The sequence below is a fragment of the Rubneribacter sp. genome (genome assembly GCF_965361815.1).
Window position 1 is genome coordinate 1 of the sequence record NZ_CBDTNW010000150.1, and the last position, 10,858, is coordinate 10,858.

At 62.7% G+C, this 10,858-nt stretch carries 11 protein-coding genes, 3 tRNA genes, 1 other RNA gene and 1 pseudogene; 7 read left to right on the forward strand and 9 right to left on the reverse strand.

The annotated features are described in order from the left end of the window. A partial coding sequence (locus ACWKY3_RS11015; protein ID WP_449316455.1) for an arginine deiminase family protein occupies positions 1-197 on the reverse strand: 197 nt, incomplete at its 3' end. 539 nt (positions 198-736) lie between these two features. Between ACWKY3_RS11015 and ACWKY3_RS11020 the strand changes: the two genes are divergently transcribed. Together ACWKY3_RS11020 and ACWKY3_RS11025 are read left to right on the forward strand one after the other, a co-directional pair. Then, positions 737-812: transfer RNA gene (locus ACWKY3_RS11020), tRNA-Arg, on the forward strand. A 279-nt stretch (positions 813-1,091) separates the two neighbouring features. After that, a complete protein-coding gene (locus ACWKY3_RS11025; protein WP_449316456.1) occupies positions 1,092-1,334 on the forward strand; it encodes a glutaredoxin family protein in 243 nt (80 codons plus the stop codon). 153 nt (positions 1,335-1,487) lie between these two features. Here the strand turns inward: ACWKY3_RS11025 and ACWKY3_RS11030 are convergent. Next, positions 1,488-1,561 (reverse strand) — tRNA-Gly (locus ACWKY3_RS11030). 129 nt (positions 1,562-1,690) lie between these two features. After that, entirely contained in the window at positions 1,691-2,260 is a 570-nt protein-coding gene (locus ACWKY3_RS11035; protein WP_449316457.1) for a DUF4256 domain-containing protein, read from the reverse strand. Positions 2,261-2,492: 232 nt separating this feature from the next. On the opposite strand from ACWKY3_RS11035, the gene ACWKY3_RS11040 reads away from it, so the two are divergent. From ACWKY3_RS11040 to ACWKY3_RS11050, 3 genes are all read left to right on the forward strand, one after another. Next, on the forward strand, positions 2,493-3,119 hold the full coding sequence (locus tag ACWKY3_RS11040; protein ID WP_449316458.1) for a hypothetical protein: 627 nt from the start codon (positions 2,493-2,495) through the stop codon (positions 3,117-3,119). Then, positions 3,106-4,041 carry a nucleotidyl transferase AbiEii/AbiGii toxin family protein gene (locus tag ACWKY3_RS11045; protein ID WP_449316459.1) on the forward strand — a complete coding sequence of 312 codons (936 nt, stop codon included), beginning with the start codon at positions 3,106-3,108 and terminating at the stop codon, positions 4,039-4,041. The genes ACWKY3_RS11040 and ACWKY3_RS11045 overlap by 14 nt, the downstream gene beginning before the upstream one ends. 274 nt (positions 4,042-4,315) lie before the next feature. After that, positions 4,316-4,681 carry a hypothetical protein gene (locus tag ACWKY3_RS11050; RefSeq protein ID WP_449316460.1) on the forward strand — a complete coding sequence of 122 codons (366 nt, stop codon included), beginning with the start codon at positions 4,316-4,318 and terminating at the stop codon, positions 4,679-4,681. A gap of 357 nt (positions 4,682-5,038) precedes the next feature. On the opposite strand, the gene ACWKY3_RS11055 is transcribed toward ACWKY3_RS11050, so the two are convergent. From ACWKY3_RS11055 to murI, 3 genes are all read right to left on the reverse strand, one after another. Continuing rightward, a tRNA-Pro gene (locus ACWKY3_RS11055) sits at positions 5,039-5,115 on the reverse strand. A gap of 35 nt (positions 5,116-5,150) precedes the next feature. After that, the gene (rdgB, locus tag ACWKY3_RS11060) at positions 5,151-5,753 is read right to left on the reverse strand and encodes an RdgB/HAM1 family non-canonical purine NTP pyrophosphatase (RefSeq protein WP_449316461.1); all 603 of its coding nucleotides are present in this window, start codon (positions 5,751-5,753) and stop codon (positions 5,151-5,153) included. Between the two features lie 21 nt (positions 5,754-5,774). Next, positions 5,775-6,668, reverse strand: coding sequence for a glutamate racemase (gene murI, locus ACWKY3_RS11065; RefSeq protein ID WP_449316462.1), 894 nt, complete (start codon positions 6,666-6,668; stop codon positions 5,775-5,777). 132 nt (positions 6,669-6,800) lie between these two features. Here murI and ACWKY3_RS11070 point away from each other — a divergent pair, with 132 nt between their 5' ends. Then, complete coding sequence (locus tag ACWKY3_RS11070; RefSeq protein ID WP_449316463.1) at positions 6,801-7,415, forward strand: flavodoxin family protein; 615 nt, start codon at positions 6,801-6,803, stop codon at positions 7,413-7,415. Positions 7,416-7,429: 14 nt separating this feature from the next. Continuing rightward, positions 7,430-7,915 (forward strand): aminoacyl-tRNA deacylase, encoded by a 486-nt coding sequence (locus ACWKY3_RS11075; RefSeq protein WP_449316464.1) that lies wholly within the window; start codon positions 7,430-7,432, stop codon positions 7,913-7,915. A 51-nt stretch (positions 7,916-7,966) separates the two neighbouring features. Here the strand turns inward: ACWKY3_RS11075 and ACWKY3_RS11080 are convergent, their stop codons facing one another. From ACWKY3_RS11080 to ACWKY3_RS11090, 3 genes and pseudogenes are all read right to left on the reverse strand, one after another. Further along, positions 7,967-9,571 carry a L,D-transpeptidase family protein gene (locus tag ACWKY3_RS11080; RefSeq protein ID WP_449316465.1) on the reverse strand — a complete coding sequence of 535 codons (1,605 nt, stop codon included), beginning with the start codon at positions 9,569-9,571 and terminating at the stop codon, positions 7,967-7,969. Positions 9,572-9,911: 340 nt separating this feature from the next. Continuing rightward, positions 9,912-10,280, reverse strand: a transfer-messenger RNA (tmRNA) gene (ssrA, locus tag ACWKY3_RS11085). A gap of 269 nt (positions 10,281-10,549) precedes the next feature. Then, a pseudogene (locus ACWKY3_RS11090) lies at positions 10,550-10,858 on the reverse strand (hypothetical protein); the annotation flags it as partial.

The following is a 10,858-nucleotide window of genomic DNA, read 5'->3' on the forward strand; positions in this document are numbered from 1 at the left end:
ACGACCTCCACGCCGTTGTCGCGCAGCGCCTGCGCGAAGGCGTCGTGCTCCTCCTGGGCGACCTTCAAAAACGGGATGTCGTCGAACAGCAGCTCTTCAAGCGTGTTCGGCGTCAGGTTCAGAAGCTCTCGGCCAGGGCGGTGGAGAAGAACTTTTTTCAAGGGCTTGATCTCGCTCTTGACGTTCACACCAGCCATAGCAACCCTCCTTTTCCTTTTATGCATTTTCCAGATGTTCGAGCCCGGAGGTGCCCGTTGCGCACCAGGCATCCGTTCGGCACCGTCAAAATCTCATGGTTCAGCCCAAATTGCAACCACAAAATCAAAACAAAACCGGCCCCCGGGGATTACTCGACGCTTTTTCGGTGAACGGTCATTTTTCATCACGCGCTCCTTCATATTTTGCACACGTTTGCTTTTTCGTGATAAAGCATTTTTCGAGACGGCACCCTTGGAACAAAGGGAAAAAGGGGCTTTTGCGACAGGGGCCGAACCCGGCGGTGATTAGACTTTATGCATAATATCCGGAAAAGATGCAATTCCTATGCAACACCGGCGAAACCGAAGGAGGCAGCGGCCGAAACCGGAAGGGGAATGGACCCGCATTCGGCCGCGCGCGCTATCAAAATCCCAGTTACGCTTTGTTTTCGCACGGTCGATGTCCCGTGCGGCCCCCTCGGCGCGTCCCGCTGCGCATCGCGCTTCGTTTACGGTATAATATCCGCATCCCGCAAAGCGCGCCCATGGCTCAACGGATAGAGCAACGGACTTCTAATCCGTCGGTTGCAGGTTCGAGTCCTGCTGGGCGCGCCAAAGGGCGGGGTCTTTCTCCTGAAAAGCACCATTTGGATTTACCAAACTCGAAAAACCTTTTATTATACTCTTTGATTTTTTGAATACAAGATAGTATTTGAGGCTTTTCAACTACGGGGTGACCGGCCCAGCCCGTTTTCCTCCTCTTCGAAAACTATGCTTCGGGAAACCGATTGGCAACAACTAGTTCACGAACGGCCTCCGGCGCCTCCAACGCGCTACCATGGGCGGACATCGTCGTTTCGACGCGTTCCCCAGGCCGCTGAAAGGAGAGCCCGCATGCCCTATCTGGAAAACCACACGCTTTATTACAAGAAATCGTGCCCTTACTGCCAGAAGGTGCTGCGCTTCATGGACGAGAACAAGATCACGATGGGCACGCGCGACACGCTGCAACCCGGCATCCAAAACGACCTCGTCCGCATCGGGGGCAAGAAGCAGGTGCCCTGCCTCGTCGCCGACGGAAGGCCGCTGTACGAATCCGACGACATCATAGCCTACCTGCGCGAACACTGCGCGTGACGCATCGGCGGCGCGGAGTTGAGGGCTCGTCCCGCTGCAGGAGGCGGCCACCGGGCGCGACGGCGCCCGAAAGATGAGGGCGGCCGAGCAGGAAAAACGCGGAAACGAAAAACCCGGCCGGACGCGGCGGGCATCCAACCGGGAGTCTTTCCATGGAGCGGGTGACGGGAATCGAACCCGCGTCATGAGCTTGGAAGGCTCAGGTTCTACCATTGAACTACACCCGCGCAAGGCGTCGGCTATTGTACCGCAACATCGGCCGCAACGCGCGGAAATCTCCCAGAGTCTCCACGATAGCCCCCTGGAAAGGCCCCGGGGAAGCGCCGAGCGCCCGAATCCGTCCGCATACGCCCGGCTCACACGCGCAGCGAGCCGCGGAAACCCCGTGCGGCGTAATACGATTCGGCGCCGTTGTGGAACGTGAACACGCGGCCGTAGCGGCGGTCGCAGAACAGCGCGCCGCCAAGAGCGCGCACTTCGGGAGGCGTGGCCACCCAGCTTGAAGTGCGCTCGTCGAACGCGCCCATCGTCTGAAGGACGCGGTACTCCTCCTCCGTGAGCAGCTCGATGCCGAGCGCGGCGGCCTCGTCCACGACGTTGCCGCGAGGACGGTTCCGCGAGCGCGCCTCTTGCGCCGCGCGGTCGTAGCACAGGCTCCGCCGGCCCGAGGGACTTTCGGGCGAGCAGTCGACGAACACGATGGCGCCCGTCTCCTCATCGCGGCCCACGACGTCGGGTTCTCCCCCGCTCGCCTCCATGCCCTCGAGCGCACAGAGCGCGTCAGGACGCGCGTCCACCCTTGCGAGCACATCGCTCCAGGACAGATCGGGGTGCCGTTCCGGATGGCGCTCGAAGCGCTCCTGGAGCGCAGCGAGGAGCGCGCGGCGGCGCTCGGGCGCAAGAGGCGTGGGAGTCGCGTCGTTCATGGGGCCGTCCTTCGCTTTTCGGGAGTGGTCCCTCCCATGATAGGGCCGCGCGACGCGACGCAGGATCCCGCAAGCCGATGGTTGCCGAGCCGTCACCGCGGCACGAAAGAGCAGGCGCTCTCCGAGAGAGCAAAACCCTCCTGGTCCGCGTCGCCATAACCGCTCAATCATTGTTCGATAGTAAATTTTTATTTTCTTGTAGAAATAACTCTCACATGTTACTATCGGACGCATGGATGATTTCGCAAACAAATTACGAAAAGCTTTCGGAACGGACGAACCCATCCTCCTCGAAGAGATCAAGAGGATGTTTCCCGAGATGCCGGAGGCGACACTCTACCGTCGCCTCCGCAGCGCCGTCGCCTCCGCAAGGCTCGTCAAACCTCGCAAGGGCGTCTACTACATCCCAACCGAAACACGATTCGGCCCATCGGCCATCAGCAACATGAAGATACTTGAGAAGAAGTACCTGTCCGACGGCAACGACGTTTACGGCTACGTCACCGGACCAACCCTGGAAAACCGCGTGGGCATCTCCAACCAAGTTCCCGGCACGCTTGAAATCGTCACAAACCGCGAAAGTACCCGCTCACGCAAGATCGAACCTTGCGGAGGGTATAGGGAGATCATCCTGCGGCGTCCGAGAATCCCCGTAACGGCCGAAAACGTAGAGACGTTGCAGTTGCTCGATCTCCTCACGTACGCGCCTGTCGACCAGCTCAATCCGAGCGAGCTGGCAAATCTCAAAAAGTTCGCTTCGAAAACGGACAGGCGAAAGCTGATAGAATACGCGAAGCACTATCCAGGCAAAACAGCCTTGAGAATCCTTGAAAGCGAGGCGAACGGTGTACTTGCATGAAAACCAAGAAGACTGGAGCGAACTCGTTGCAAGGACGGCAAATCGCTTCAACCTCGCAGAATCGTTCGTCATCAAGGATTACTTCATCTACCTTGCCCTGAAGTCCATCGCGCGAACCGACCCGGAGATAGTATTCAAGGGCGGCACGTGCCTTTCCAAATGCCATCGTGCCATCGCACGATTCTCGGAGGACGTCGACCTTGGCCTCGAGGTCGAGCATGCGACGGAAGGACAACGCAAGCGCATGAAAGCCGCAGTCACGCACGCGATCGACAACATAGGGCTTGCCGTCGCCAATCTCAACGAAACTCGGAGCCGCCGCGAGTTCAACAGATACCTCGTGCCCCTCCCGTCAGCCGAAAGCGAATTCAGCAGCAACACGCTGATAATCGAGACGGCGGTCATGACCCCTGCTTCGCCAGCAGCCGCCAAAGCGGTGGACAACTACTTGTACCGCTACTGCATCGAAGAAGGCTTCGACGATGTTGCGGCGGAATACGAACTCGAGCCGTTCAAAATCATGGCAAGCTCTATCGAGCGTACATTCGTCGACAAAGTTTTCGCTTTGTGCGATTACTATCTTGAAGGCCCGATTCCGCCTCGACAGTCGAGGCATATCTACGATCTTCACAAGCTCTCGCCCATCGTGTCCTTCGACGAAGAGCTCGCCGCGTTATTCAGCGCGGTGCGCAGGCAACGCAAAAACGCACACGGATGCCCTTCCGCGCAAGACGGAGTCGACACCCCGTCTGTCCTCGAAGCCATTATCGAAAAAGCCGCATATCGCGATGACTACGAACGCGTCACCACTCCCCTGCTTTTCGAGGAAGTGTCGTACGAGAAAGCAGTGGAGTCTCTTCGGATGATCGCGGAGTTCATGCAGGGGCTTCAGGGCAAGAACAATCGAGCCGGCTTCCAATAGGCGGCATCTCCGCAACGTTTCGACAAGAGATTGTTTCTCCAAAATTGATACGCCCCGCAAACAGCGGCGTTCGTTCACCACGCCGAAAACGCAAGCGCGTAGGACGGGCGAGAAAAACCTGCTTCATTGGATCGAATTCGACGAGCGATCCTTTCAGCTGCCAATAAAATAACCGTCGCGCCTTGGTCAGGGTATATAATAAGCATAAGAATTAAAGTCTCGGCATCCGAATAAGGGTGAATGCGTATTGGAACCCGGACAGGAGGCGCCTTGGATGTTCAGCATAATATCCATATTCCTCAATGAAGGAACAGCAAAAGGATTAGCCTGCCTTCTCATCTTTTGCATAGGGAAAATCGTCTATAAGTTCGAATACCCCGATTACAAGCCCAAAGAATTGCTTAGCGAGATGTTTTCGGAAGGCGCAAACACGTACCGGACCCTTATGATCGATTGTCATGGCCATATAGGAAGAAAGATCGTTTCCGCGATGCTGGCGATTCTCGCCACTCTGCTAGCCTTCGTTTTCCGGTTCATTGTCGAGCCGGATAGGGTGTTCCCGATATTCCTAATCCCTTTCACACCCCTCATCGTCGAACATATCTATCAACAGAGTTTCGCAGCCTTGCTCGGCGCGTAGGACTAACCTCACCTTCGCCATGCGCACCTTCTTCGCCAAGAGCTTCAGCACCCGCAATCCGGATCTGCTCGACACCGATCACAACATGCGCACGAAAATAGAAGCAGCCTAAGCAGCAGCTAAACTGGCGGGCGTGAGCAGAATTGGGATAGCCTCGAGATCCCCTGCCGAGGGGGGGGCAAGAAGGTTGCAGAAACGCAAGTGTTTGGCGACGAAGCGTAGATCACTCAGGAGATTTGAGCAAAATCACCTGAGAACATCACTATTTTTGACAAAACATCGGAAAAGTGAGGATGAAGGCCCAAAACGAGATTACGCAGGAAATAAAAATGGAATTGGCACTAAAATAAAATTTCATGGTCGGGGTGACAGGATTCGAACCTGCGACATCCTGCTCCCAAAGCAGGCGCGCTACCAGGCTGCGCCACACCCCGACGACAATGCGGCACGAGCCAGTATAGCAGAAAGATCAGCGCTGCGAAGCCAGTTTCGCCCGAAGCTCGCGCAGGGCGTTGCCGCGATGCGACACGGCGTTCTTCTCCTCGGGCAGCGCCTCGGCGAGCGTGCGGCTGCCTGAGAACGCGTCGGGCAAGAACAGCGGGTCGTAGCCGAAGCCATGGCTTCCCCGCCCCTCGCGCGCGATGCGGCCCTCCACGGTGCCGCGCGCCGTCGTCTCCGTGCCGTCCTCGTCGATGAACGCGAGCGCGCACACGAAGCGCGCCGAGCGCCGGGCATCGGGCACGTCCGCGAGCTCGGCGAGCAGCTTGGCGTTGTTGGCGGCGTCGTCGCACGGCTCGCCCGCGTAGCGCGCCGAGCGCACGCCGGGCGCCCCGTCGAGCGCGTCCACCTCAAGACCCGAGTCGTCGGCGAGCACGGCGCGCTCGCCGCTCGACTCGCGGGCGGCGAGCGCCGTGATGCGGGCGTTTCCCGCGAACGTCTCGGCGTCCTCGGCCGGATCGGAGGCGACCCCCAGATCGCGCAGCGTACGGAACTCCCAGCCCGGAAAATCGAGCGCCTCGGCTATCTCGCGCGCCTTGTGCGCGTTGTTGCTGGCGATGACGACGGTCTTCATGAAACGCTCCTTCCGATCACATCACTCAAGGCCAACGCGTTCCACCGACGCGATGGGCAGGCGCAGCACGCGGCTGCCGAACGCCCGGAACTCCTCCGTGTCGGCGCCCGTGGTGAAGAACTCGTGGCGCGGCGCGCGGCCCCGCTCGGCCAGGGCGCCGCGACGGCCCAGTATCTCGGCCACGTCGCGCGCGGCCTCCTTCGCCGACGAGATGAGCGTCACCTCGCGCCCCACCACCCCGCCGATGAGCGCCTTGAGCAGCGGGAAGTGCGTGCAGCCCAAGACGAGCGTGTCGATGTCGCAGCGTCGCAGCGGCTCCAGGTACTCCTTGGCGATCTCTTGGAACGCCGGGCGGATGTAGACCTTCGAGGCAAGCGAGGTGTAGTTCTCTATGGGGCCTTCGGCCATGCGGATGCCCTGCTCGGCTATCTCCACGAAGCGCGGCGTGGCGGTGGAGAACACCGTGATGCCCGCGTCTATGTGCCGGATGGCCCTCGTGTAGGCGTCCGACTCCACCGTGGCCTTCGTGGCGATGACGCCCACGCGCCGGTTCCTGGTGGCGTGGACGGCCGCGCGCGCGCCCGGCTCCACCACGCCGATGACCGGCACGGGAAGCGTCCGCTGCGCATGGGCGAGCCCGGCCGCCGTGGCCGTGTTGCACGCGATGACGATCATCTTCACGCCGCGCCCGACCAGCCAGCCGCCGATCTGCTGCACGAAGCCGTCAACCTCCGCAAGCGAGCGCGGCCCGTAGGGGCAGCGCGCCGAGTCGCCCAGGTACACGAGCGACTCCTCCGGCAGCGCCTTCGCTATCTCGCGCGCCACCGTCAGGCCGCCGAAGCCCGAGTCGAACACGCCGATGGGCGCGTTGTCCGCGCCGGCAACGGAACCGAGGTGTGTCTGCGTCGTATCCATGCCCCCAGTATAGCGCAGGGCCTGTTCGTTGTTTGCAGACCGCCGCGCCCGCCCACGGTATCTGCTAATCTGATCACTGGAAACTGCGGCAAGAGAGGCGGCCGAGGCGGTCGCAAGGGGAAAGGAGCGAGCATGAAGGTCCTGCTCATCAACGGAAGCCCGAACGAGAGGCGCTGCACCCACACGGCGCTTTCCGAAGTGGCCGGCGCGCTTGAGGCCGAAGGCGTGGAAACGGAGATCGCCTGGATAGGGCGCGATCCCGTGCGCGGCTGTTTGGGCTGCGGCGGCTGCGCCAAGCGCGGGAACGCTCGCTGCGTGTTCGACGACGATGCGGTCAACGGCCTCATCGCCAAAGCAGAGGAGGCCGACGGCCTGGTGGTGGGCACGCCGGTGTTCTACGCCGGAGCGAACGGGGCGCTGCTCGCCGTGCTCGACCGGATGTTCTTCGCCGCGTCGGCGCGCCTGCGCTTCAAGCCCGCGGCGGCCGTGGCCTCCGCACGGCGCGCGGGCACGACGCCGGCCATCGACCAGGTGAACAAGTACTTCCAGATCAACTGCATGCCGGTCGCCTCGTCCACCTACTGGCCCATGGTGCACGGCCAAAGCGTCGAGGAGGTGCGGCAGGACGGGGAGGGGCTGCACACCATGCGTGTCCTCGGCCGCAACCTGGCCTGGCTTTTGCGCGCCGCCGAGGGCACGCCCGCACCCGAGGTGGAGCCCAAGGTCAAGACGAACTTCATCCGCTGACGGGCAAGACGGCCATGGCGCGATCCCGCGAGGTCAAGACGAACGCCGTGCGCGAGCTGGAAGCCGCGCGCGCCGATTTCGAGGTGCGCTACTTCGACTGTCCCGAAGCGCTTTCGGGCGTCGAGGTGGCGCAGCTGCTCGGGCTTGACGAGGACCGCGTGTTCAAGACGCTCGTCACCGTGGGGCGCTCGGGCGCGCATTACGTGTTCATGATCCCCGTCGCCTGCGAGCTTGACCTCAGGAAGGCGGCTGCGGCCGCAGGCGAGAAGGCCGTGGCCATGGTGCGCGCGCGGGAGCTTTTACCGCTCACCGGATATGTGCACGGAGGCTGCTCGCCCATCGGAATGAAGCGCCTCTTCCCCACCGCCATCGACGAGACGGCGGAGCTGTTCGAGCGCATCGTGTTTTCCGGAGGGCGCATCGGCTGCCAGGTGGACATGCCGCTTTCCGAGCTGGCACGCATCGTCCCTTTGCAGGTGACGGACCTGACGGCGGTGTGAGGCGGCCCCGGGCGCATCCCGGAAAGGACGAACCCGGGTCCGGACGATCGCCTACCAGTGGCACACCACCACGTCGCCGGTCTGGATGATGCCGTAGAGCTGCGCGGCGGCCCCCGGCGGCAGGTTCACGCATCCATGGCTTCCGTAGCCGTCTTGGTAGCGCGTGCCCCCGAACGCGGCCTGCCAGTCCGCGTCGTGCATCCCGATGACGTTGCCGACGAAGGGCATCCAGTACTGCACGGTGGACTCGTACTTGGAGCCGTCGAGGTTCGTTCCCTTCAGCTTCGAAGGACTCGCCTTCGAGTTGAGCACGTACACGCCGGGCGGCGTGTCGTGGGAGCCGTTCGGCGTCCCGGTCACGCATGCGGACTCCCACACAAGCGCGCCTGCTCCGTCGTAGAAGCGGACGTACTGCTCGGACAGGTCGATGTCGCAGTAACGGGGACCCCAATCCTGCGCGCCCGCGCCGTTGAACGCCGTGCCCGCAGAGATCGTGGGGACCTCCGCCGTCTGCACGCTGCCAGCGGAGACGGCTTCCTTGACCAACGCCAGCAGCGCGTCCCGGTCAACCTCCCATCCGTACGAGCCTCCCGCAACGGTCACCGTCTTGCCGTCGGGACGCGTGTAGGTGCGCGAGCTTCCGACGGTGCTGCAAGACGACGCGATGCCGTCCACCCACGCGGTCAGGGCCCCTTCGTCCAGCGCCGCGGTCGCGTCCTCGCCGAACGTGACCCATTGCGACACCGTGTCGGCGTTCGCCTCCCCCACCACCGCGCCGCCCATCGTCAGCGCGAGATCGGCCTTGATCATGGTGTTGGCGGACGCGGCGGCGGACGAGAGACGGGCGTCGGTGGAGAGGACCGCGGGCTTCAGCAGATGCTCCGCAGTGAGCTTGGCGGACGGGGCGAGGGCCGCCAGGGCCTCGTCGGCGGCCGCGATGACGGCGTCGGGATCGAGCGCGGTGCCCGCGGACTCGGGCCGCACGACGAACGCGCCTTTCGCCTCGTCGTAGGCCACCGAGGCGTCGACGGGCTGCTCGGCCCCTTCGTTGAACGCCGCCACGGCAGAGCGCACGGCCTCGTCAAGCCCCGTCTCGTTGAACGTCGTCACCAGCTCGGAGGTGGCGTCGTGATCCCGTTGCAGTTCGAGCGGCCACGCCCAGGGGTTGACCTGCGCAAGGGCGCGCGACACCACGCGGGCCTCGTCTATGGACAGCCCCGCGTCGGCTGCGGTCAGACGAAGCGAGAAGCCCTGCCCCGAGACGGACAGGCGGTAATCGGCCACCGAGTCGGCCAGGACTCGCTCGGCGTCTGCGGCCTCCATCAGCGAGACGTCCACCTCGCCGATGGAGGAGTTCGGCATGAACCGGCCCGAAAAGTACAGCGCCACGCCAACATAGGCCACGGCGAGCAGCGCGACGATCGCCCCCAGCACGATGCCCACGACTTTCAGAGGCTTCGCGCGACGCGCGGAAGCCGCCGCCTGGGCGGGAACGTACGGCGAGCCGGGAGCGCCATACGACGCCGCATCGGGCCCAGCGGGGTTTACCGGCGCAACGGCGGCAGGAGGCGCGACCTTGATAGGCTTGTCGGATTCGGCGCGCCGGGGGCCGGCCGCATGGCGCCCGCGCGCCGCTTTGTCTCGTTTGTCGCTCATCATATCTCCCACGATGTTGGAACGTCGCACTATTGTAGCAATATGGCCGCCGTCGCCTTGCAACAATCGGGCAGCATCTTCAATTTGAACCTGGCACTTGATTGAATCCGCAAGTTGTGCAGACCTCCAGCTTGCGGATACGGCCGAACCGCTGACGCGGATCCCGCCGCCGGCGGTTTGGCGAATGCACGGGCGGTCGGGCGGGCGGTCGGCCGGGCGAGCAGCCGGCTGGCAGTCGGGCGCGAAAGCGCCTGCGGGGGTTCGCTGGCCCCGTCGAAAATGGGCATGAAAAACGCCGCCTGAACCGGTGTTTCACAATTCTAAGCGGCGTAATTATAGTTGGTGGAGGCGCGGAGAATCGAACTCCGGTCCATACTACCTTCTCCATCAGGCTCTACAGGCTTAGCAGACGGTCGGTTCTCGGAAGGGGCCGGTCCGCCGGCAAACGTCGCCCTTCCCAGCCGGTTCGATCTTTGCGCGAGCCATACCGGCTACGTGCCCGCGCGCATTCCCCTGAAATGATGCCGAACCCGGAATCGGGGAAGTTCCCGGGACGACAGCCAGGCGCGATTAAGCAGCCATGGCGAGCGCAGGAGCGCTCTGAGTCTTAGCTTTGCCAATTAAATTGACGGTACCCCTGTTTAACGTGGAGAGGAGACCACGACCTGCTCCTCATATCGAACGTACCATGTCGAAACCAGTCGCCCCCTTGCATGCAAGGCGCATCCGCGCCGCAAGATCGCGTCGGATGCCGGGTCGAAGGCCCCACCTTGTCAACGTGCGCACGGCTCCGCACCCTCAAAACCGTGGCAATCCATTCTATTCCACGGCTCTCGTTTGTCAAGCAACCGTGTCGGTTCGCGTCCCAAAACCCGCCCAAAACCCGCCCGGCTGCAGCGAGCCGCAAAGCGTCGCGCCGCAGCGATTTCAGTGATCGCAGCGTACCCCCCCCCGGGGGGGCATCCGACACGCCGGGTTCTACTTCTTGAGGAACGACGAGAAATCGAGGGCTCCCTTGATGTCGTCGAAGGCGCCTTTCAGCTCGGCCGCCACGGCGATGCCGTCTTTGTAGATGGCGTTCATGTCCTTTGTCGTCTCGGCCACGCCCTCCCTGGTGATGCCCAGGTCGAACTCGTCCTCGTCGCCGGCGCCCCCATCGGCGGGCTCGACGTCCTCGTCCTCGTCCACGTAGAGGTACTCCACCTCCTCGCCGTCCTCCAACAGGACGAAGCCTATGCGACCGCCTTCCTCGTCCTCCAGGTAACGCACGATGTCGTACTCGTCAAG